We start from the raw sequence: 23,163 nt of genomic DNA on the forward strand, positions 1-23,163 counted from the left end.
CACCAATTGCAACGACGAAGTTTTCCGCAGAATTCTGCGGCATACAGCGGCTGCTAAAATTTATTTTGTTTTTCCATTCCCAAATCCGGAAGCTGGATTGTCTTATATCATGGATGGAAATTTTAACTGATGGGCGTGTATGGTATTTGGACCCAAGAATGATGTGAATGCTCCCCGCGCAAGGGAGGAAACAGATGATGACCCCGCCGCCTCGACGCACTGCCGTGACGAGATAGAGCGTCTGTTTCTACAGCATAACGACAGCCTGATCCGCTTCCTCGTACTCAAACTCGGCTCGCGTCATGAAGCCCGGGACGTGGCGCAGGAAGCCTATGTCAAAATTCTTGGCCTTGATCAGGACGAAGTCGTCAATCATCTGCGGGCCTATCTTTTCAAAACGGCCAGCAATCTCGCCATCAACCGGATCAGGCAACGTATCCGGCGCGGCGAAAGCAAGAATATAGATGTCACAAAAATCGACCCTCCGGATGAAAAAGCCCTGGCCGATGACATCGTCGACGCCCGCAAAAGAATACGTAAACTGGAACTGATTATCGAAGAACTACCGCCCAAATGCCGTATGGCCTTTCTGCTCCATAAAGTAGAATGCCGTGACTATGCCGATATCGCTCGCCAAATGAACCTCAGCGAGAGCATGATCCGGAAATACGTCTTACAGGCCATCAGATACTGCAAAGATCGAATGAATAATGGTTAAATTTATGCCCCGGAAACACACCAAAAATCAGATAAAATCTGCCGACGCGGTGGATAAAAAGAGCGCCGAGCTTTTTCTGTCCATTCAGGAAAAATCCGCCACCGTCGATGAATGGGAAGCCTTTCATGACTGGAGCAAACAGTCCGAAGCCGCGGCGAAGACCGTCGACGCCTATAGCCAACTGTGGCAGGATGTCGATTATGTCAGCAGATATAGAATGCCCACTCCTGAGGAACTCGCCGCCGACAGTTATGACGGCAGCCAGTCGATCAAAGACCATCAGCGCGCCCAGGCTGCTGCATTGCCTTCCTGCTGGCAAAGACTGCGGTCTTTACTGACCATATCCCCTGTGCCGGTTTACGCCGGTGCCCTCGCGCTTCTCGCCTTGGTGGTCGCCGTTCCGATGTATAACACCATGGTGACGCCCCTTGAATTCACCACCCATACGGCGGAGCATCGTCGTATTGTGCTTGACGACGGATCGTCGGTCTTTCTGGGCGCCGAAACCCGTATCCTATCGGACTACAGCCCCCATCAACGCCATATCACCCTGTCCAGCGGGGAAGCCTATTTCGATGTGGCGAAAGACCCTGACCGGCCCTTTACCGTCGATATCAACGGTCTTGAGGTTCGCGCCATCGGCACCGCCTTCAACATCCGCAAATCCCCGGCCTTCATTATGGTTTCGGTGGTGGAAGGCACAATCGGCCTGAAAAGCGATGATGCCCCGGCGCTGACCGAGTCCGCCAGCGCGACGCTGCCCGCCACCCTGACCGTCGGCGAGCAAATCAGCTATGCCAAAGCCGATCACAAAGTCAATTATGCCGTCGCCGACACCCGGGACATGTTGTCCTGGCAGAGCGACGTGCTGTTTTTCCGCGGCGAAACGCTGCAGGATGTTTTCTACAGGCTTGATCGTTACACAGACGAAACTATTATTTTACTGGATAAAGACCTCGGCGATTTGCAGTTTTCCGGCACGGTGCATCGCCAGAATATCGACAGCTGGTTTGACGCCCTGTCATTGGCCTTTCCTGTCAAGGTAACCCGTGTGCAGGGTAAAATCCTCATCGCCCGCGCGCCGATATAACGACAGCCCCTTTAACAAACCATATATATGGGATCAGAAGGGATACATCCGGGCAAGATGATCTCTGTGATCAGGGAAATAGGCCAGTGCCTCGGTATGCAGATCATGGATCTGATGCATCGGCGCGATCGGGGTCTTCGCCGGTGCGGATGTCGCATGAGACGGAAAACGCCCCATACCCGCCAGAATGGCATACCAGCTCGGGCGCAGATAAATCAGCGCATCACCGTATCTGTCCAGTAGCGTTTCAAAATCGCCGCCGCCATCCCAGACCGCGAGCAGCTCCGCCAGCCTGTCAGAGATATGAGGGTTATCCCGGTTCTCAATCCAATAATCACTGTCGTTGCGGCCGTTGATCTTGTAATGGGTGACGATATAGTCGCGGATGCCGTCGAAGAACATGTTGATCCTCTGATTGAATGCCGGTTGATGTCGCGACGTATAGTCGCCCTCGCCATACATCTGGATGAATTTCTCGATGGTCAGTTGCACCAGCATCAGCGCCGTCGCCTCCAGCGGCTCAATGAACCCTTGAGACAGGCCAACGGCCAGACAATTCTTCTGCCAGTGATTTTCCACCCGTCCCACCCGCATTTTCAGATGCCGGGCCTCCCCCCCCTTGGCGGCCGGCCCCAGATGACGGCGCAGCGCGTCCTCCGCCGTACTCTCGTCGATATGCGCCGAAGAATAGACATAGCCGTTGCCAAATCGGGTGGTGAGGGGAATTTTCCAGGCCCAGCCATGACCAAGCGCGGTCGAGACCGTTTCGGACGGCAGCCCCTCCGCCGGATTGAGCGGACTGGCCAGCGCCACAGCCCGGTCATTAAACAAGACATCCCCGTAACTGACAAACCTCTCCCCTAAACTCTTTTGTATCATCAGCGCCGCAAAGCCCGTGCAATCAATAAACAAATCGCCGTCCACACTGCCCCCGTCCTTCAAGTGAAGGGCCGTGATGTCGCCGCTCTCGTCCTGCGCCACCCGCTCCACCGTGTCAATCCGGTGATTAATACCGCGCGCCTCGGCCCGCTTCTTAAGAAAAGCGCCCAGCAATCCGGCATCAAAATGATAACCGTAATCGGGGGTGTGCCGCAAACCGTCACCGGCGACCGGTGATTTATGCTGCGCCGCCAGTTGCGCCGAAACAAAAAAACGGTCCGGGTTGACCGGCACGTCAATCCCGCCGCGTCGCAGAGCGCAATTATGAAAGAAAGCATAACCCGTATCCTGATCCAGTTCGGAAAAGAAGGGATGAAAATAACTTTCAAAACCGGGCTTGCCGCTCCAGCCGGGGAAACGGATGCCGCATTTATAGGTGGCGTTGCAGGCCGGCATCCATTCATTCTCAGGAATATTCAGTGTGCGGAAAAACTGCCGCAAATAGGGGGTAGAACCTTCCCCGACACCAATGGTGTCGATCTCCGCCGATTCAATCAACGTGATGCGCGCGCCGTCCGCCCCCCAAGCCTGGTCAAACAGACTGGCCGCCATCCATCCGGCGGTGCCGCCGCCCAGAATGATAATATGCTTTTCCCCGAAAGGTTTTTTCTGCATCATTTTACCCCTTGTTTACGTGGCTCCCCAAAAACAGGGAAGGCTGGCCCCAGGGAAAGGGGGCCAGCCGGAGAGTGGTATTAATGCGTTATTAATACCGGAAACGAACCCCCACACTATAACGTGGGCCATTCTCATAAAACCCCACCGGGATTCCGTCGTTGGTGCGCTGGAAGATCACTTCATTGGTGATATTCACCGCATTCATGAAGACATCCACCTGATCGGTCGCATGCCATGTGGCCGTGGCGTCGAACTGATCATAGGGCGCTGTCGACAATTGCCCGCCGGAAATCTCGGTACTGAAGGATTCCGACCGGTAGTTGTAGGACAGGCGCAAACTGAAGGTATCATCCTCATAATAGACCGAGGCATTCATTTGATGTTTGGAGTTGCCGGGCAGTTCGGATTCCTTGCCGTCCGTGGTCACCGACGCTTCCGTCAGCGTATAGTTGGCCAAGGCACCAATACCCATGCCAAAGTCATGCTGCAACTGCACCTCAAGCCCGGTGATATCCGCCCCGTCCGAATTAAACGGCCGGGTGATGGTCAGGGTGCGGCCTTCGAAAACCTCTTCCTGGGCAATCGTGCGGATGGAGCTCGACAGGTCCTTACGGAAAACCGTGGCGGAGAAGATGGACGCCTCATCATAATACCATTCAAAGCCCGCCTCGAACTGTGTCGCGAAGGTCGGTTTCAGGAACGGGTTACCCCCAGACGCCGTTGGTGTTGTCGCATCAACCAGTAGGTTGGCGCTCAAATTCTGGAAAGTTGGCCGCGCCATGGCCCGTGATGCCGCCGCCCGGATCAGAACATCGTCCCGCAGGTTATAGACCAGATTGAGGCTCGGCAGGAACTCGGTATATTTGCGGTTCACTTCCTGCAGACTACCGCCCTGATAGGCTTTTGAAGTCTGGTTGGTATGCACCATGCGCACGCCCACATTACCGCGCAGATTGCCGGTTTCAAAATTAGCCTGCGTATAGAAGGACGTGATCTTTTCGTTAATGTTGAAAAAAGCGTTCAGGTCCGGTGTATAGGTCATCAGACCACCGTCAAGCACCGCATCCACCTGGGCCCGCGCCTTGTCGATGTCCATGAAGGCATAGCTGGTCAAAGATCCCTCTGTGGCTGTCGCGCCATGCAGGGTCGGGGTTGGTCCACTGGACAGGTCCGCCAATGTCAGCGCACTGAGCGCCGCTATGCCCGCCGCATTGGCCGGGTTGCTGGTGTCGACAGAGCCATTGGTCCGGTTATTCTCAATGGTGTGAGAGCGAAATTTCACGCCAAACTCAAGGGACGTGAAGGCGCTGTTGTCCAGATCATACTCCACATCGGTTTGCGCATAGAATTCATCATCCTCCATTTTGCGCACCCAGTCCCGTAGCGATCCCGGCATCAGACGCAATTGACTGCCGTCATTGGGGTCGACTTCCGGGAAGCTGAATTCATTGACGTCCGCCTGCAGATTCATGACGATGCGGCTGTTGCCTTCGAACCAGTAATTGCGGTCATGTTCACTGCCGCCTTCGGCCGTGGTATAGCCGATCTGGCCCCGGGCGCGCCATCCGTCGCCTTCATAGCTCATATCCATATCATAGACCGCGGCCTTGATGTTGGATTCGCGGTAGATTGGCTCATCCGCCACCCCGTGGGTGGTGGCCAGTCCGAAAGTCCCGCCGACAATCGCCTGCTTGCCGTCACTGGTTGTGATGAACACCGGATCAACCACGACTTCACCACTGTTCACGCCGGTGTCGGGATCGACCTTGCCGAGCTTGAAGCCGCCGGGCACGAAGAGGTAATTCTGGTTGTTATTGTCCATGTCCATGTCGGAACGCACCGCATTGACGACGATATCCCACTGATCATTGGGGCGGAACTGCAACACCAGGTTGGCGGTTTTGCGTTCACGCTTCTGCTGGAAGATGGCGGAACCGCCGCCCCAGACCGCATAGACGTCGCGGGTGACGTTGCCGTCCTGATCTTCCACGTCATAGAGGGAATTGGTCGGGAAGCCTTCCAGACCGTCCCGGCGCACGGTTCTCTTCTGATAGTTATAGGAGCCAAGAATGGCAAAGGTTTCATTATCATTCTTCCAGCTCACCAGACCAGACGCCTGGGGGTCAATCTTGTCCGGCAGCTTGCTATACTGGCCTTCAACGGAACCCATCACCGTTAAGGGATCGAGATCCATCGGGCGACGGGTGATGACATTGACCGCGCCGCCGATACTGCCCTCGTCCAGCTTCGCCATCGGGCTTTTATAAACTTCCAATGAGGCGACAAGTTCTGACGCCAGAATTGAATAGTTGAAGCCGCGGCTTGGGTTATCATTGGCCCACCAGTAGGCGGAGGCGACATTCTGACCGTTCATCAAGGTACGGTTGAGATCGCTGCCCGTGCCGCGGACAAAGATGTCCCGGCCCTCGCCCCAGATGCGATCGACGGAAACGCCGGGCACCCGTTGCAGACTGTCGGCGACATTCTTGTCGGGAAATTTGCCGATATCGAGTGAATTAATGCCGTCCACAATAGAATTGGAATCGCGCTTTTTATCCAGCGCCTGTTTCAGGCTGCCGCGGATGCCCGTCACCACCACTTCTTCCAGTGTGGTTTCATCGCCATTCTCCGCGGCGCGCGCGGGACCTGAAAATGCGATCAGTGAACTGGACGCCAATAAGGCGGCCAGCGTTATCCGGGCGACGTTACGGTGTCGGGATATCCGGGGTGCAGAGGGATTATCGGGAACAGTATTGGTCATTTTTTCACTCCATATATTTTTGAACTTCAGACGGTCGTATCCCGTCTTTTTTAAGCACAGTCGCGCTTTTAGTGGATTGACGTGAGGACGATAAAATGACAACGCTGTCATTTTTAACAAGACCCCACATCAAGGCGTCTCATAGGTAAGACAGCGGACAGGACAGATTTGGGAATAAAAAAATAAAAGAAACTAAAAAATGACGGAAAATCCCGTCTTTCTGCCGGCTCGTTACTGCACCGTTTCAAGAAAGTTCAAGAACGCTATTGAGATATTAACGTCTCCCGGGCCGGGCTTCGACATCAACCAGACTGACGATAAAATACTGATTTATATATATTATTCTGGACCACAAATCCTGATGCACCAGAAAATGCGTAAAGTCAAAAAAACTTCCCATGCCCCCGGCCTTCTATTACCATGGGAACGTCAGCAGAACCGTTCACAGCGGAGAATTGAAGCATGAACAAAAACCAGATTGAAGTCCGCCCGGTGGGCGCCCATGAGATTCAGGACCTGCATCTTTTGGCGAAACGAACATTCCTCGAAGCCTTCAGCCTTCAGAATACACCAGAAGATATGGCGGCCTACAGCGAACAGGCTTTCTGTTACGGGGCCATTGAAGCGGAATTTCTCAACCCGGACTCAACATTTTTCTTTGCCGTCTGCTCCACCAAAATCATCGGTTATCTCAAGCTTAATCGCGGCGCGGCCCAAACAGAACACAAGCTCGAGAATGCGCTGGAAATTGAACGCATATATATCACCGCCGAATTCCAGGGCGGCGGCGTGGGACAGGCTCTGCTGCAGAAGGCTTTCGACGTTAGCCGGCAGGATAATTACGACTGGTTATGGCTCGGGGTCTGGGAACAGAACCCTGGCGCCATACGCTTTTATCAACGCCACGGCTTTGTCGCCTTCGACAGCCACGCCTTCCTGCTCGGTGATGACCCGCAAACGGACCTGCTGATGCGCAAAAAAAACCGCTAGAATGTACTGACAGCCGACCAAAGGCGAGAATGGCCGCATTATACTATGATGATTTACCGCATTACTGACAGATCCTAGTCGGATAGACCGCATGAAAAACTTCAATTTGCTTCAATTGCATGATCGCAACAGCCCTTTTCATAACACGAGTATCAATGGTCGAAGGGACGCTTAGTATCAGACTGTTGCAGAAAATCTATCCGCGACGTGTAATAAAAAAAAATTAGCCCAAAATGTCAGCAACGAAAATGGCGGCCCGAAAACCGGAACCGCCATTTTTTAAATCTATTATCCCAAAGGATGAACCGGTTTAAAAGTTGGCCCGGAAGGTAAGGCCATAGGTCCGCGGCTGATTGGTGCGGAAACCGAGACGTGCCCGGCCACCCCGTTCTTTGTCAAAAGACAGATTGGCGTTTTCATCCGTAACATTGTTGACGTAAGCCACCACTTCCCAGTCTTCCAGCACGATCCCAGCACTCAGATTCATGGTTTGATATCCGTCCAGTTCAAGATCAAGCACAGTGTTATCCGCACCACTTGCGCCGCCAAAAGGCAGGCCGGAGGCTTGCGTCAGAACCGGATTATCAGGTCCGCCCACTTCCTGATCGGAAGGTTGCGTGAAGACACTGCTGCGATGCTGGAAGGTTGCTGATACATACCCCTCAGCCCCGCTGCTGACAGAGTCCAGTGCGAAATTATAAGTCGCTGTCATCGCGATGTTGAATTTCGGCGTGGACGGTAAACGGTTGCCGTCACGGACACCACCCAGTACATCACCATTACTATCCACAATAGTTGAATCGAACTCGGACTGGATCAGGCTACTGGCAAGAGACAGGTCCAAACCTTCAAAAGGATGGGCTTTCATCTCGACCTCGACCCCTTGACTATGGGCTTCCGGCACGTTGAAGGAAATTCGCGAGGAACAGGAACCCGCATCCAGGGTGACCTGCAGATTGGACATCTTGGTATAGAAGGCCGCCGCGTTCAGGGTCACGTTATCTGTCTTGATTTTGACACCCGCTTCGTAGTTCCACAGGGTTTCGTCGTCATAATCCTGGAAACCACCGAAGATAGCGAGATCTTGCGCGTTACACAAAGCCGTGTTCAGGGGATCATTCACCCCGCCAAGACGGAAACCCTTCGAGATTTGGGCATTCAGCGTCACCTCGTCGCTGACATCATAGCTGGCCAGAAAACGTGGCGTGAAGCCATTCGAGGCGGTTTTGTCGACCTGATCGACAACGCCGTTGCCAAATAATCCGACCTGGGTCACCGAGCGCTCCTCTTTATAGTCATAATAGCGACCACCGGCCGTTACCTGAAGACGGTCGGAAATATCATAAGAAGCTTCACCGAAGACAGCGATTTGTTCCAAAGTATAAGGCAATTCAGAATAGAAGGGGGAATCCGCTGGCGCGACCCCCATACCAACCGCAGCAGATGTTCCCGCCCCTAGAACGGCGTCCGTCACGGCATCATACCCCGGCGTTGGCAGGAACTGTTTGTAAAAACGATCGGTATTGGAATAGAAAACACCACCAACCCATTGGAGGGGACTGTCGTTATTTGAACTCACCCGCAATTCTTGGGTGAATTGTTGAACTTTGGTGGTGTCCCGCAGATTAGAAGGCAGGAGGACGGCAGCATCCGGAAAGCCGAGATCAACAGACACACTGCCTGTGAGAGCGCTGGCGTCCCGGCTGACCAGAATGTCCCGGTCCGTATAGCTGGTCACGGAAGTGACATCAATGCCCTCCATTTCTACTGCGATCGTCGTATCAGCAATGAACGTTTCGTCGTTAAACCCTTCCCGCAACAAGAGAAACTGCTGGCGTTCCTTGAACGTCACCGGCGGTCGTGTTGTGGTGTAGGGGTTGGCGTAAAGATTGAAGACTTCCTGGCGGTTATTCCCATTGCTTTTGATCTTCTGATAAATCACCCGCGGTGTAATCGTCACATTATCGGTAGGCTGGATCAGTAATGTCGCACGGCCGCCTGATCGATGACCATTGTTGACATTTTCCCAGATGCCGCCGCCTTCGGTCAGGGCGTCAATATAACCGCCATATTCGGTATGATAGCCGACGATACGCAAAGCCGCCTTGTCTTCAGAGACGGGAATATTGACCATGGCTTTAAAATGCCCACCCATACTGCCGCCGGAAATGCTGTTCACATTACCTTCAAGGGAGCCTTCCGCACCATCCAGGCTTGGTTGATTGGTGATATAGCGAATGGTCCCGCCAACAGAGCCGGACCCAAACAGGGTGCCCTGTGGGCCGCGCAGGACTTCAACCCGGTTCAGGTCATAGAGATCAAGGTCCGGCGTAAATAGAGACAATGAAATCACGGATTCATCAAGATAAACCCCAACCTGCTCCTTCACACCCGGCTGGTCGCGCACGATCTGGCCGGCGGAGACGCCGCGAATGGCGACCTGGCTTTGCCCCGGGCCCAAATTCTGGATCATCAAACCAGCCACATTTCGCGCGACATCTTCCAGGTTTGTCGAACCAGTCTTCTGAATGTCCGCGCCAGACAAGGCGTTAATGGAAAATGGCACATCCTGAATGGTGGAAGAGCGCTTCGTTGCTGTCACCAGGATTTCTTCAAAGACAAAACTGTCCTTCTTTTCTTCAACCTGATCCTGCGCAGCGGCGAAGCCGCCAAGCAAAAGACTGGTTGCAATGGCCGTGCCCGTCATGGCGATAAATTTGCGTGGTAATAAAATAGACATGTCGTCTCCCTAAGTATTTTTGTTACGATACCCGATGACCGTTGAGATCATTAGATTCTCACAAGACTAAATCGAGCAAAACCACCCCTTATCTGGCGCCCTTATTTTTGCCCTGTATGATGTATGAGGCACGCATGGGCACTTTACCCCCACTCCCGCTTCGTTTTTTTCACAGAAAGCCCTACACGCCCGGTTTTCTTGACTTTTTCAACAATTATGTGATAGGCAAATGTCTATAGGGCGCTACACCGCATATAAAGATAAAAGAAAAACAACTTCCATGACGGCACAAAGCAAAAAAAAGACAGTCTTTTTAGCTTATCAGGAAACCCGCGGGTTTCTCAGCAGCTATCTGAGACGTTTTTACAACAATCGTCAGGATATTGAGGACGCTATGCAGGAAGGTTTTCTCAAGACCTTCGAAATTGAACAGAAACAGGCTATTGACTCCCCCTCGGCATACCTTTTTATGACAGTGAAGAATTTCGCCAGACGTGATCTTAAAAAAAAATCGCGTCTCAAGGTTGAAGGAATAGAGGATATTGACGACGCCAGCCTCAGTATAGACAGGAAGGCGATCGAGGACAGCCTTGAATCGCGACAAACCCTGGCGATTTTCTGTGATGCAGCTGATGCGTTACCGGATCAATGTCGCAAGGCGTTCCTGTTGAGAAAAATTTATGGTTTTACACAGAAAGAAATTGCGGAATTGATGGGCATCTCGGTCAGCACAGTGGAAAAACATTTAGCAAAAGGATTGCTTCGCTCGATGGAATATATGGCAGGGCAAGGCGATACCCGCCCTGTTGCCGATGAGGTAAATCACAAAAAAGTACCACACAGCGTGCCGGTCAAGGACAGTTGAACAGAAGTATGAGTAACATTATTAACCTCGTTCCCGCGGAGAAATTAACCATTGAAGCAAGCCAATGGGTGATCAAACTTGATGGTCAGCGCCTGTCCCCGACGGAATTCGCCGCGTTCAAAGCCTGGGTCACCTCTTCCGAGGCCCATGAAACCGCCTTCCGCTCCGCTGCAGGCACATGGGGCAATCTCGACATATTGAAGCAAGTTCCAACCTTAAGTTCCCTTAAAACCCAACAGCGGGCACATTCTGTATTTTGGTGGGGGAAATTCCACCTCAAACAGGTCAGTATGGCCGCTGCTCTGATTTTGCTGGTGACGTTTTCTGTCAACCAGCTACTCCACAACGCAGCTCCCGCTTTGCCCGTCATATACGGTACAGCGCTTGGTGACAACAAATCCATTGAACTGTCCGATGGCTCGCGCGTCATCCTCAATACGGAAAGTCAGGTTGAAATCCAGTATGAGGCAAACCGCCGGGTCATCAAGCTTCTCAAAGGGGAAGCTCATTTCGAGGTTGCCTCCAACAAAGCCCGTCCGTTCGAAGTCTATGCCGGTACGAATATCGTACGCGCCATCGGCACCGCTTTTGCTGTTCAAGTGAAGCCTGAGATGGTCGCCGTGACCGTGACCGAAGGCACCGTACAGCTGGCGACGCTCGTTCAAGATCCTGAAGATAGATCGGTCAAGGAAGTTTCCCTGGCTTTCGTCCAAAAAGGGCAGACCGCAGAATTTAACGAAAATATTAAGACCATCAACTCCATAGCGCCGAACGAGCTTGATCGCAGACTGGCCTGGCGGAGCGGAACACTTGTCTTTAATGGCCAGCCCCTGGAACAGGTGATTGAAGAAATCCACCGCTATACGACCACACAGATTATAATAGCCGACCCGGAAATCAGATCTCTCAAGATCGGCGGTTATTTCAAAACCTCTGAGATTGAAGATATGCTGAAAGCATTGGAAACCGGTTTTAATGTCACAGTTACCCGCATTAATAAAAATCTGGTCTATCTGTCGAAATCGAATAAAAACTGACGTCGTACCAGCCAAAGCAATGGTCAAATGGCCGATCAGTAATATTAAGTAAAAAATATAGGGAAGAATAATATTTTGAGGCCTTCGGGGTGAAAGCATTCTATCGTCCGAGAATACTGCCAGTATCAAGACTTCTTCGTCTATCTTTTATCCGACGGAGTGTGCTTATATTCGCCTTGACCTTGCTTCCGGTTTGGCTTCCTGCCACTGCCTTAGATGCTGCCGTTTCCGAACAAAATATAGCTCATCGGCTAAAAATCCCTGCCGGCCCGGCCGAGACGACATTGGTTAAGCTCGCCGAACTTACCGGCACCCAGCTCATTTTCCCTTACGATCTGGTTAAAGGGATAAAAACAAATGCTATCGACGGACGGTACTCTTTCTCTCAAGCCATTAAACTCATGTTGAGCGGCACCGTCCTCTCTGCCAGCCGAGGGCCGAGGGGCTTAATCACCGTATCACTTGACACCATACCTTCCCAGGCCGGCGCCCTGGCGGAGATGACGATGAAGGGTAATCCGCCGCAAGCCTCACAGACACCTCTTCTGTCGGAAGAACGCACCTACCTTGAGGAAATAACCGTGACCGCACGGAAACGTCTCGAATCCATTCGTGACGTTCCTTTCTCCATCGCCGCCAAAACCTCTTCAGCCATATTTTTATCTGGCAGCCAGGACCTGACTGATCTCGCCCGCGGCGTAAGTGGACTGAGTTTCATTGACCTGGGCCCCGGGCAAAGTCAAATTGCCATACGCGGTATATCAGCAGGCCAGGTAGTTCGTGATCAGCCCGGCGTGAAAGAACAGGTTGGGATTTATCTTGATGAATCGGTCATATCCATGGCCTTGTTCACCCCGGATCTGGACCTGTTTGATTTTAATCGCATCGAAGTATTACGGGGGCCGCAAGGCACATTGTATGGCTCAGGGTCATTATCTGGTACCCTGCGCTATATTTCGAACATGCCTGACCTGACCAAAACCCAACTGATCACGGAACTTAGTGCCGAATACACACAGCGCGGTGACGGAACCCATCGCCTGAAGGCCATGCTCAACCTCCCGGTCATGGACGATAAAATGGCGGTGCGCCTGGTCGGCTATCATAATGGTCTGGCCGGCTATGTCGACGCCCGCCTGCCCGACGGCAGGACCTTGAAAAATATCAATCAGGGGCAAAAGTCCGGGGGTCGTCTGGCGCTTTCTATCAAACCCACAGAAAATATAATGATCACGCCCCGCCTGGTGATGCAAAAGATCGAAACGGATGGCTTTCCCCGGGCGGACATATATAATGTTCTGGCCAATCCCTTTACCCAAACCCGCCCACCGATCACCCTGAATGATCACACGCAATTCATCCAGTTTCGAGAGAGTCTCGATGATACATTTCTCATGACCGACATGCTTACAACGCTTGACATGCAAGCTGTTACCCTCACCGCCGTGACCACATATATCAATCGCGATATCACGGTCATCCGCGATTCAGGCCAACTGACCCATAGCATTCTGGCGCAACCGGACGCTTTTGGCCTCTCCGGCGTTATTCTAGATCAAAAAGCCCCGCTAGTCGACAAAACCGCCCTGAAACAGACAAGCCAGGAACTGCGCCTCAATTCTGCAGCGGATGGGCCGCTTAGTTATGTCCTGGGCGCCTTCTACAGTAAGACAGACCGTGAATATGGTCAGACCCTGCAGGTTGACGGTTTTGAAGATCTTACCGGGTTGTCCACAGCCGGCTATACCGGTTTACGCGACCTGATGTATTATGCCCGTTACGATTTTGACTTCAGTCAATGGGCGATCTTCGGGGAAGCCACTTACGCACTCACCCCCAAAGTCAATCTGAGCGGTGGCTTGCGCTGGTTTCATTTCCGGGAAAGTCGCCATTTGAGGTTGGATGGGCTGTTTACCGTTTCTACGGGGCCGGCAGGCCTTCCCGCAAAAACGGTTAGTCACGGCTTCACCCCGCGTTTCATTGTAGAATATAAGGCCAGTGAAAACCTGAGCCTGAATGCGCAGATCGCCAAGGGGTTTCGTCTGGGAGGCATCAATGACCCCCTGAACCGGCCCCTTTGCACGGATGAGGATTTTAATACTTTCACCAACCATGATCTTTTCCAGAACGAAGAATTATGGAATTACGAAATAGGTCTCAAATCAAGCTTCAAACAAGGAAAGATCGTCTTTGATGCCGCCCTCTTTTATGGAGAAGTCAAAAACCTGCAGGCCACCATTGATGCCGGCAGTTGTTCTTCACGAGTCATCTTTAACGTACCCCGGGCGCGCAGCATGGGTATGGAAGCCGAAATTACATTGCGCCCCCACCCCGATTGGGACCTGAACCTCTCCGCATCCCTGCAGGACGCCACCATTCGTTCAACCCTGACAACCCCTACCGCCGCGGCTCAGGGCATTCTCAATGGTGTGGAAGCACGAAACCGGCTGCCCACATCCCCCCGCGTGCAAGCCTCTGCCCAAATCACCCACTACTGGACGCTAAAGCCTACATGGAACGGGTTCCTGGCCCTGAATATCAGCTATGTTGGCGCCTCCTATACCCAGATCCGCGATCAGGTCCCGACATTTGGCGCCATTGACCTGACCAGGGTTAATCTGGGCGCGCCTTCTATTGAACAGTTCACCTTTGACCCGCAACTGCCCGGCTACTCTCTCAGTAATATCCGGGTCGGCGTTCGCCATAACAATTTCGAATTATCATTCTATGTAAACAATTTGTGGAATAAAACAGTCCGCACGTCACTTGACAGGGAACGGGGCGGCATCGCCAGAATTGGGTATACCCTGAGCCCACCCCGCCGTATCGGCCTAACCCTGCGCAGCCATTTCTAGAAAGGCGATGGACTGCTCATGTCGTGTTCCCGGCAAAGCCCCACAACAGGCGTCCCAGCCTCGGCCTGTTTTAAAATACAGATAATTTGACAGCCTGACTGAATAGCGTGACTTCTTCATGTAAAATCTTCTGCATTATAGTTACAAGAAAATTTCACTTCTGAATACCTTTAATGAGCGGGGGTATTACCATACTTCAAACTGCATCAGAGGCGTTCAATGAATACACTGCCCTAAATTCCGGCTCAGCCACTCCCAGTTGTAGAAACTTCTTAACAGCACTTCCCCTTAGATAATACGTTCAAAATCCCAGGAACGTTCTCAAGAGTTTTATCTATGGCTTAACGTCAATGCACTTACCGCTCTTGCTGCACGAAGAGCAGTCTCCTGTATCATAGCACGCCTTCATGCTCGGTGATGCCCCCCAAACAGACCTGCTGATGCGCAAAAAAATCCACGCTCAAGGCTAGCACACCGCTTTACGTTTCGAGAAGGCGTCGGGTTATCTCGGTTTGCCGCCGGAAAAAATACAACATGATCAAAATCACACAGAGGGGCAGAAGCGACAGATAAAAGGCCGTCTGACCGTCAAATTTGCCAAAGACAAACCCCGTGATCATCGAACCCGTGGTCCCCCCAAGGGCGGAAAAGGCGACGATCAGGCCGGTCATCGCCGAATGCTGATGTTTCGGCAGGCTGCTCAACATCACCGAATTGATCGCCGGGTAAATTGGCGCCATAAACAGGCCGATGATCGGAAAGATATAAGCCGCCACCGGCACATTCAGCCAACTGACATCCCCCTGCACCATAATGTCATTGGTCAAAGGCAGGGTCAGCAGAATCATCACAATCACGGTGACCAGGCAGAAATTGACGAAGGGATACCAGTTGACCCAGCGCAATACCCGCCCGGCGCTGAGGCGGCCAATAGCGAGACAGGCGGCGAAGATGCTCGCCGCCTGGACGCTCATCGCGGTCGGCAGCTTAAGAATTTCATTATTAAAGGTCGGCAACCATGTCATGATGCTTTGTTCGATCAGGACATAAAGAAAAGCCGAGATGACAAAAACATAAACCAGGGGCCGGATCACCAGCCGTAACATGTCGCCAAACTCGCGCAGCATATCGGGCGCATAGCCGGTTCGGGCTTCACGTTCATCCAGCGGCGTCACCATCAGCACCAAAAAATTGACCACACAGATCACAGCCAGCACCCAATACACATCAAGCCAGCCCAGGGACGTGACATTATCTGAATCGATAAAATGACCAAATAGCCAATAGCCACTGAGCACCCCGACCATAAACATGCCCTCTATAGTATTCATAAAGCTCGCGTGTTCCTTGGCCCCGCTCGTGATCAGACCAACGGTGGAATAGACCGACACCTTGATCAAAGCGAAAGAGACCCCGACGGACATGAAGAGAAGCTTTGTGGTCAGGAAAGCAGGCGCCAGCGGCATGCTCAGGCAGGCCAAGGTGACGATCACCAGTCCGATCATGATTGCCCGACGGTAGCCGATCCGCGGCAGGAAGGAGGCAATGACAAAGGACACCACCGCTATGGGTAAATCTTTAAAGCCCTCCAGCACACTCGCCCCCTGCTTGGTCACGTCATAGGTATTGATCACCTGAAGAATGACCGTGCCGACACTATTGAGTAAAATCGCAAAGACAAAATACGTCAGCAGCAGTGAAAATTTGATCCGCGCCTGTTCCATAACCGGAAACTCCCTAATATTCTACTTTGAGGCAGAGCCGCCTTCCCCGTCTTAGCATACACCACATCATAACACTATTGCAATCGATTGCAATAGTGTTAATAATAGAGGAAGAAATATGATTCGTACGCTGTGATTGTGGAGATTGATTTGACGCGCGCCACCCCCAAAAGCCTTGCGGCACCTCTGGAGATCTGGACCATTCGGGAAGACGACTTCTCACGGGGTAACTCCATGCTATCAGAGACTTTATTCTCTCTCGCCAATGGCTATATCGGCACCCGCGGCACCTTCGAAGAAGGCGCTGGCGACCCGAATTCCAGTTGCGAAGGCACCTATCTCAATGGCGTCTATATGCGGGAGAAAATTCCTTACGGCGAGAATGCCGCCGGGTTCGCCAGCCACAATCACAAAATGGCGCCCGTGCCCAACGGCAAGTCGGTACGCATTTTCATTGGCGCGGAAGAATTCCGCCCGGAAAAGGGCACGTTGCATCACCATAGCCAACAGCTCGACATGCGCCGCGGCCTGCTGACCCGCCACGCCGACTGGACGTCGCCGTCTGGCAAACGTCTGCACCTGGACAGCCGCCGCTTTGTCTCTCTCGCCGATTCCCATCTGATGGCGCTGGAGATCAGTGTAACACCGCTCAATTTTGACGGTGTCCTTGATATCCACTCCGGACTCGATTGTTCGTCCGGTAGCGTACAGGACAACGATGACCCGCGCGTCGGCAAACTGTCGCTGAAAGATAGCCTGACGCTGGTGGAGAAGCATACTGACAACGGGCATGGTTTTCTGCGACATAATACCATTGGGGGTGACCGTGAAATCTGCAGCGCCTTCAGCGAAAGCATTTCAGGTCCTGGTGCACCTGATAGCCTGACTTGGTCCACTCCCGACGGAATCGGCATGCGTCATATCTGCCCGGCGCTGCAAAACCAGCCCGTGATCCTGACCAAATATATCGCCTATTTCCATAAAGAGAACTCTTCGAAAGCCTCCCTCCCCCAAATGGCCGGTCACTGCCTGACCGCAGCGGCCAGCAACGGGTTTGACGTACTTTTGGAGCAGCATTGCCAGGTTCTCGATGATTTCTGGCGCGACGCCGATATCACCATCGACGGCGATCCGGCCCTGCAGCAGGGCATGCGGTTTAATCTGTTCCACATATTCCTGTCCGCCGGTCGCGATGGGCGCAGCAACATCAGCGCCAAGGGGCTGACCGGTCCCGGCTATGACGGGCACTACTTCTGGGATACCGAGATTTACATTATCCCGAGCCTGCTCTACAGCATGCCGGATATCGCCCGCAAACTGCTGGAATATCGCTATCACATTCTGCCCGCCGCCCGCACCCGCGCCCGCCAGATGGGCCACGGGACCGGCGCGCTTTATCCCTGGCGCACCATTGGCGGTGAAGAATGTTCGGCCTTTTTCCCGGCCAGCACCGCGCAGTATCATATCAACGCCGCCATCGCCTATGCCATTGATCACTATTATGAGGTGACGGAGGACTGGGCCTTTATCGGCAAATATGGTGCGGAAATGATTTTCGAGACCGCCCGCCTGTGGCCAGGCCTCGGACATTTCTCCGCCCGCCATCAGGGCCAATTCTGTCTCTATGAAGTCACCGGGCCGGACGAATATACCGCCATGGTCGATAATAATTTCTATACCAACGCCATGGCCCAGCGCCATCTTGCGATCGCGGTGAAGATCGCCACGGAAATGGCCCATCTCGACCCGGCGGCTTTCCGGATGCTTTGTAACCGGATAGATCTCAGCGATGACGAGATCGCGCTGTGGGCGGAAATGGCCGAGAAAATGTATCTTCCTTACGATAAGGATCTCCAGATCAATCCGCAGGATGACAGTTTTCTGGACAAACCGGAGTGGGATTTCGCCAATGTTCCGAAAGAAAATTACCCGCTGCTGCTGCATTATCACCCGTTGGTGATCTATCGCCATCAGGTATTGAAACAGGCCGACGTGATCCTGGCGATGTTCCTGCTCGGCGAGCGTTATTCCATCGATCTGAAACGGCGTAATCTGGACTATTACGAGCCCCGGACCACCCACGATTCCACTCTGTCTTCCTGCATTCACAGCATTATATGCACCGAAGTCGGGGAGGCCTCCGCCGCCTATGACTTCTTTGAGGACACGGCACGCATGGATCTGGATAACCATCATCACAACAGCGAATATGGCGTGCATACAGCGGCTATGGCCGGCTCCTGGATGGCGGTGGTCAATGGTTTTGCCGGCATGCGCCTCCATCACAGCCGCCTGAGCTTCGCCCCGACCCTGCCCAAGGCCTGGACTGGATATCACTTCTCCCTGCGGTTTAGAGGCCGCCGGATCACCTTGAGCGTTACGACGGATCAGGTGACCTATGCGCTGACCGACGGCCCGGAGCTGATGATCCTGCACGAAGATCAGAATGTCTCGCTCACCAAAGGCGCGCCCGTATCGCGCCTCCTCAAAGTTCCCGGAGAGAAGCCATGAGCCACATCCAAGCCGTCATCTTCGATCTGGACGGGGTGATCTGCGACACGGCGCATTTTCACTTTATCGCTTGGAAGCGGCTCGCCGATCACTTGGGCATCGCTTTTAGCGAGACAGACAACGAGCAAATGAAGGGCGTCGATCGCTTGAATTCACTGGAAATGATCCTGAAGCTCGGCGGACAACAGCGCAGCGCCGCCGAGAAACAGGCCCTCTGCGACCGCAAGAATGCCGATTATCAGACCTTGATCGCCGAGATGTCCCCGGCGGATGTCTTTCCCGGCGTGCAGGATATTCTGGCGACACTGAAAGTCCGTGATATTTCTGTCGGTGTCGCCTCGGCCAGCAAGAACGCCCCGGCGATTCTGCAGCGCCTCGGCCTTGACCGGGCCTTCGCCTATGTGGCGGATTCAAGTCTGATCAAAAATAACAAGCCCGACCCGGAGATTTTTCTCACCGTTGCCGCAGCCCTCGAGGTTGCTCCCGCCCATTGCGTCGGGATCGAAGACGCGGCCGCCGGAGTCACCGCCATCAAGGCCGCCGGCATGCGGGCTATCGGCATTGGCGACGCAGAAGTCCTGCATCAGGCGGATATGATTTTTCCGACCACCGATAAAATAGACCTGATCCGGATGTTAAGCTGATTCCCCGCTGCTCGACTGGCGGACAATCAATTCCACATCCAGCACCACGGAGCGCTGCTCTTTCCCCGCCAACTGATCGAGCAGGCATTTCACCAGTTGACGCCCGCCCTCGGCTGTGTTTTGCCGAACCGTGGTCAGAGACGGCGTGCAATAAGCGGACGTTGGGATATCGTCGAAGCCACTGACTGCGACCTCTTCCGGAACGCGCACTCCTTTTTCCCCGAGAAGTTTAATCGCCCCCATGGCGATGGCGTCACTGACAGTAAAAATGGCGTCGAAGGATCGCCCTTCTGTCATGAGTATATCGCGGGTGGCCTCATAGCCGGACTGGCTGGAAAAATCGGTCTCCACCTGCAGGGTCGGATCGGGGTTAAGACCGGCCTCCGCCAACGCCTGATGATACCCGGCGAGCCGCTGCTCGATCTCCGGATGGCGACTGTCGCCGAGGAAAGCGATGCGACGCCGCCCAGTCTCGATCAGATGGCGCACGGCGAGATAGGCGCCTTTTTTATTGTCACTGCCAACGGTCGCATAATTCTGCCCCGGCCGGTCGGCGCCCCAGACGACGAAGAGTTTTCGGCTGCCGGCGAGCGCGTCGATCTGCTGCCCCTGCGCCCCCTGCCCAATGATGATCATGCCATCAGCGCGTTTAGAATCGAGATAGCGCGGCGACAGATCCTCGCCCAACACCTGGGTGGTCGACAGCAACAGATCGTAACCGTTCTTGGTCAGCTCATCGGCCACATTGCCCAGCAGGTCGAGCAGGAAGGGATCAGATATCGCCTGACCACAAGCCGGGTCGAGCAACATCACCACCGCGATGGTATGGGATTTATTGAGCCGCAGATTGCGCGCGCTCTCATTGATTTGATAGTGGTGGTCGCGAGCAATCTGCTGGACTTTTTTGCGGGTTTTTTCATTGATGATCGGGTTATCGCGCAACGCCCGCGATACGGTCGATTCCGACACGCCGGCCAGGCGGGCGATATCTGACATTGTCAGTGTTTTATGCTCAGTCATACGTGCTTTTTGTCCCGAAAATTTCCCTAATTCGCGGATGATATTCCAGAATGCAATAGATTGCAAAATCAAAAAATCAGGCCGACCCCAAGGGCCGACCTGATCAGATAAGATGGTATGAGATCAGAGGTTAAAAGTCATAACCAATGCTGAACTTGACAGAGCGACCCAGGATCGGGCGACCATTTGGCGCAGACGGGTTGCGCGGATCACCCTCGGTGATCCCGTGGCTATCCCCCAGATTGTCCGCATGGACCTGAAAGAACAGGTTCGATCCAGTGCGGACCAAAACCCCGGCGTCCAACTTGGTATAGCCCGCCAGCTCCACTGTATTGCCGTTATCGCCAAAACGTTTACCGACAAATTGCGCCGCGCCATAAATCGTCGCGGTCGCTTCGCCAATATGTAGATCGTAGCTCGGGGCCAGACGCACCAGGAATTTAGGCTGACGCAATACCTGATTGCCCACATCTGACGCCGTGGTGGATTCGGTGATTTCCGCATCCTGCAGCGTGGCGATCAGAGCCAGATTAAAGTCCTCATAAGTGACACTACCTTCAAACTCCATACCGATTGAGCGGGTTTTAAAGGCCGTGGCACCCACGGTGCTGCCGACCACACTTGAGAAGCTGTCATTCTTGTTATAGAAGACCGTCGCGAACAGGTCATAGAATTCACCTGAGTATTTCACGCCGCCTTCGAGCTGCTTGATGCCGTTGACATTCAGGTTACCTTCGCGCACGTCATCGAAATGCGGGAACAGGAATCCATCGGAATAGCGGGCAAACACCCCGAGACCCTCGGAGATATCATAATTGACCGCGGCGGTATAAGCAAAGTCACTTTCGTTCAGGTTAACCGCCATGTCGCGCACCCCATCCGGATAGCCCGGCCCGGAATCGAGCGTATAGTTGATCTCGAGCCATTCTTTGCGCAAACCGACATCAAAGCGTAGATCATCAGTGACCTGCCAGCTGTCCGCAAGATAAAGCGCATCGGCGGTCGCATCGCCAGCCGAGTTGATGCCATACGCCCAGCAACCGGACCCAGAGCCCGCATCCTGCAAATCTGCACAGGAAACATCGCTGTCCAGAAAATCGCCATTGGCCACATTATGAACTGGTGTGAAATTCCCCAAAGTCCAGAAATCGTCTGAAGACCAGGACGCGCGGTAATAACCAACGGTGATGCTGTGATCACCGACATCCTTGTTCAGGCTCAGGTCATTAGTGAAGGATTCCAGATCTTTTTGCACGACCCAATGGCCGTAATTCTGAACATACTCATTGTCAGATAGGCTCGTGCCGCCAAGAGTACTCACCGTCGCGGAGCCGCTGCTGGCTTTCAAGGCCCCAACAGTGACAGGGCTGCCATCGGGTACGAAGCCCAGCGTATCGGCGTCGCCCTTGGTATAAGACATATTATCCCGGACCTCGAAGCCATTCCCGAGATCGAAATTGGCGTTGACGCCGGACACGCTGCCGTCCCAGCCCCGACCATCGCCGAAATCAAAATCCTTCGTGTCACCATTGGCGTTGACTTGAAGGGTACGGAAACGCGTGGCGTTGCCCAGCTGAGAAAATGTTCCCAGATCACTACCGCTGTTCAGCGCCATCGGCAGATACCATTGACCGTGATCGTCGGTGACACGGCTCCAGACATTGATCTCGCCATTATCCAGCACTTTGGTCAACTGTGCCGTAATCTGATAACCGCTTTCCGAATTAAACTCGGCATCGCGCACGCCGGAAGAGGATTGCACGTACCCGCCAACCATATAGTAGAATTCGTCTCCAAGGGGACCGGAAAGCACTGCATCGAAGCGTTGCAGGCCATAATCAGATGTACTGACTTTTACCCGGCCTTCGGTTTCTTCACTGCCTTTTTTCAGATTGAAGTTCAGGGTCACGCCCGGCTCGCCATTGGAAAAGACCGCATTCGGTCCGCCGCGCAGCGCTTCAGCGCTGGCCACGGTTTCATCAACCCGGAAGATCGAGCTTTGCTCGAAGAAAGACAACATTTCAGTGCCGTAAATCGGCGATCCATTGATCGACATGGTGACAAAAGGCGCATCGCCACCACCTGGCAGACCGCGCACGTCAATATTGGCGCCCGCCACCCCGCCGGAGCTTTCCGCCCATACACCGGGGACAAGCCCAAAAATCTCCGCGGTGCTTTTCACACCGGCCAGGCTGATCTTATCGGCATCCAGCGTGGTGATGGCAAAGCTGGCGTCCTGTTTAGCCAGCCCGGCGCCACCGGGGGTCCCCATGACGACGATTTCTTCAAAGACCTGATTTTCTGCCTCTTCCGCCGCTATAGCTGCAGAGACAGGAAAAATTCCCGACATGACCACGGCCAACGCCGCTGTTGATTTCAATAAGCATTTGGATGTTAGTGTAATGTTGGTGATACGCATATGTTTGGTCCTCCTAACCATTAATTAGACCTTTTCCTCAATGCTTAAAACTCCGGATCCCTGCCCTGATATCCGGCTTAGCAAATAGCGTCAAAGAGGATACTCTCATGTTCCACCTGCGAATCACATTGAAGAATGGTGCTATTATCAAATACCCTTTTTTGCAATCGATTGCAATATCAAATGCAATGGATTGCAATTGTTGTGAAATCTTCCTCTTTTTGAATAGCGC

15 protein-coding genes are annotated in these 23,163 nt (G+C 53.4%); 9 read left to right on the forward strand and 6 right to left on the reverse strand.

Annotated features, from left to right (window positions below; genetic code table 11):
• Window positions 1–139 precede the first annotated feature (139 nt).
• Complete coding sequence (locus FIV45_RS15070; RefSeq protein WP_099470784.1) at window positions 140–718, forward strand: RNA polymerase sigma factor; 579 nt, start codon at window positions 140–142, stop codon at window positions 716–718.
• A complete protein-coding gene (locus FIV45_RS15075; protein ID WP_099470783.1) occupies window positions 711–1,808 on the forward strand; it encodes a FecR family protein in 1,098 nt (365 codons plus the stop codon). Before FIV45_RS15070 ends, FIV45_RS15075 begins: the two co-directional genes overlap by 8 nt.
• A gap of 33 nt (window positions 1,809–1,841) precedes the next feature.
• Here the strand turns inward: FIV45_RS15075 and FIV45_RS15080 are convergent, their stop codons facing one another.
• On the reverse strand, window positions 1,842–3,362 hold the full coding sequence (locus FIV45_RS15080) for a tryptophan halogenase family protein (RefSeq protein WP_181040090.1): 1,521 nt from the start codon (window positions 3,360–3,362) through the stop codon (window positions 1,842–1,844).
• A gap of 91 nt (window positions 3,363–3,453) precedes the next feature.
• Window positions 3,454–6,126: a TonB-dependent receptor gene (locus FIV45_RS15085; RefSeq protein WP_165776849.1), complete on the reverse strand. Its 2,673-nt coding sequence runs from the start codon at window positions 6,124–6,126 to the stop codon at window positions 3,454–3,456.
• Between the two features lie 199 nt (window positions 6,127–6,325).
• On the opposite strand from FIV45_RS15085, the gene FIV45_RS15090 reads away from it, so the two are divergent.
• Window positions 6,326–6,592 (forward strand): hypothetical protein, encoded by a 267-nt coding sequence (locus tag FIV45_RS15090; RefSeq protein ID WP_099470780.1) that lies wholly within the window; start codon window positions 6,326–6,328, stop codon window positions 6,590–6,592.
• The gene (locus FIV45_RS15095; protein WP_204601946.1) at window positions 6,589–7,116 is read left to right on the forward strand and encodes a GNAT family N-acetyltransferase; all 528 of its coding nucleotides are present in this window, start codon (window positions 6,589–6,591) and stop codon (window positions 7,114–7,116) included. Before FIV45_RS15090 ends, FIV45_RS15095 begins: the two co-directional genes overlap by 4 nt.
• Before the next feature lie 310 nt (window positions 7,117–7,426).
• On the opposite strand, the gene FIV45_RS15100 is transcribed toward FIV45_RS15095, so the two are convergent.
• Window positions 7,427–9,856, reverse strand: coding sequence for a TonB-dependent receptor (locus tag FIV45_RS15100; protein WP_099470779.1), 2,430 nt, complete (start codon window positions 9,854–9,856; stop codon window positions 7,427–7,429).
• Between the two features lie 280 nt (window positions 9,857–10,136).
• On the opposite strand from FIV45_RS15100, the gene FIV45_RS15105 reads away from it, so the two are divergent.
• From FIV45_RS15105 to FIV45_RS15115, 3 genes are all read left to right on the forward strand, one after another.
• Window positions 10,137–10,721, forward strand: coding sequence for an RNA polymerase sigma factor (locus FIV45_RS15105; RefSeq protein ID WP_165776848.1), 585 nt, complete (start codon window positions 10,137–10,139; stop codon window positions 10,719–10,721).
• 8 nt (window positions 10,722–10,729) lie between these two features.
• A complete protein-coding gene (locus FIV45_RS15110; RefSeq protein WP_099470777.1) occupies window positions 10,730–11,758 on the forward strand; it encodes a FecR family protein in 1,029 nt (342 codons plus the stop codon).
• 284 nt (window positions 11,759–12,042) lie between these two features.
• Window positions 12,043–14,613 carry a TonB-dependent receptor gene (locus FIV45_RS15115; protein WP_133118497.1) on the forward strand — a complete coding sequence of 857 codons (2,571 nt, stop codon included), beginning with the start codon at window positions 12,043–12,045 and terminating at the stop codon, window positions 14,611–14,613.
• Window positions 14,614–15,092: 479 nt separating this feature from the next.
• Here the strand turns inward: FIV45_RS15115 and FIV45_RS15120 are convergent, their stop codons facing one another.
• On the reverse strand, window positions 15,093–16,337 hold the full coding sequence (locus FIV45_RS15120; protein ID WP_099470775.1) for an MFS transporter: 1,245 nt from the start codon (window positions 16,335–16,337) through the stop codon (window positions 15,093–15,095).
• Between the two features lie 150 nt (window positions 16,338–16,487).
• Here FIV45_RS15120 and FIV45_RS15125 point away from each other — a divergent pair, with 150 nt between their 5' ends.
• Complete coding sequence (locus FIV45_RS15125) at window positions 16,488–18,848, forward strand: glycoside hydrolase family 65 protein (protein ID WP_204601944.1); 2,361 nt, start codon at window positions 16,488–16,490, stop codon at window positions 18,846–18,848.
• Window positions 18,845–19,492, forward strand: a complete 648-nt coding sequence (pgmB, locus tag FIV45_RS15130; protein ID WP_099470774.1) for a beta-phosphoglucomutase — start codon at window positions 18,845–18,847, stop codon at window positions 19,490–19,492. Before FIV45_RS15125 ends, pgmB begins: the two co-directional genes overlap by 4 nt.
• On the opposite strand, the gene FIV45_RS15135 is transcribed toward pgmB, so the two are convergent.
• Together FIV45_RS15135 and FIV45_RS15140 are read right to left on the reverse strand one after the other, a co-directional pair.
• A complete protein-coding gene (locus tag FIV45_RS15135; RefSeq protein ID WP_099470773.1) occupies window positions 19,484–20,512 on the reverse strand; it encodes a LacI family DNA-binding transcriptional regulator in 1,029 nt (342 codons plus the stop codon). The two genes, pgmB and FIV45_RS15135, sit on opposite strands and share 9 nt — an antisense overlap.
• A 130-nt stretch (window positions 20,513–20,642) precedes the next feature.
• Window positions 20,643–22,931 (reverse strand): TonB-dependent siderophore receptor, encoded by a 2,289-nt coding sequence (locus FIV45_RS15140; protein ID WP_099470772.1) that lies wholly within the window; start codon window positions 22,929–22,931, stop codon window positions 20,643–20,645.
• Window positions 22,932–23,163 lie beyond the last annotated feature (232 nt).

It is taken from the genome of Paremcibacter congregatus (assembly GCF_006385135.1).
GTDB lineage: Bacteria > Pseudomonadota > Alphaproteobacteria > Sphingomonadales > Emcibacteraceae > Paremcibacter > Paremcibacter congregatus.

Coding starts and splice junctions, on each gene's coding strand:
- FIV45_RS15070 (WP_099470784.1), top strand. CDS start 140: ATGGTATTTGGACCCAAGAATGATGTGAATGCTCCCCGCGCAAGGGAG.
- FIV45_RS15075 (WP_099470783.1), top strand. CDS start 711: ATGGTTAAATTTATGCCCCGGAAACACACCAAAAATCAGATAAAATCT.
- FIV45_RS15080 (WP_181040090.1), bottom strand. CDS start 3,362: ATGCAGAAAAAACCTTTCGGGGAAAAGCATATTATCATTCTGGGCGGC.
- FIV45_RS15085 (WP_165776849.1), bottom strand. CDS start 6,126: ATGACCAATACTGTTCCCGATAATCCCTCTGCACCCCGGATATCCCGA.
- FIV45_RS15090 (WP_099470780.1), top strand. CDS start 6,326: ATGACGGAAAATCCCGTCTTTCTGCCGGCTCGTTACTGCACCGTTTCA.
- FIV45_RS15095 (WP_204601946.1), top strand. CDS start 6,589: ATGAACAAAAACCAGATTGAAGTCCGCCCGGTGGGCGCCCATGAGATT.
- FIV45_RS15100 (WP_099470779.1), bottom strand. CDS start 9,856: ATGTCTATTTTATTACCACGCAAATTTATCGCCATGACGGGCACGGCC.
- FIV45_RS15105 (WP_165776848.1), top strand. CDS start 10,137: ATGACGGCACAAAGCAAAAAAAAGACAGTCTTTTTAGCTTATCAGGAA.
- FIV45_RS15110 (WP_099470777.1), top strand. CDS start 10,730: ATGAGTAACATTATTAACCTCGTTCCCGCGGAGAAATTAACCATTGAA.
- FIV45_RS15120 (WP_099470775.1), bottom strand. CDS start 16,337: ATGGAACAGGCGCGGATCAAATTTTCACTGCTGCTGACGTATTTTGTC.
- pgmB (WP_099470774.1), top strand. CDS start 18,845: ATGAGCCACATCCAAGCCGTCATCTTCGATCTGGACGGGGTGATCTGC.
- FIV45_RS15135 (WP_099470773.1), bottom strand. CDS start 20,512: ATGACTGAGCATAAAACACTGACAATGTCAGATATCGCCCGCCTGGCC.
- FIV45_RS15140 (WP_099470772.1), bottom strand. CDS start 22,931: ATGCGTATCACCAACATTACACTAACATCCAAATGCTTATTGAAATCA.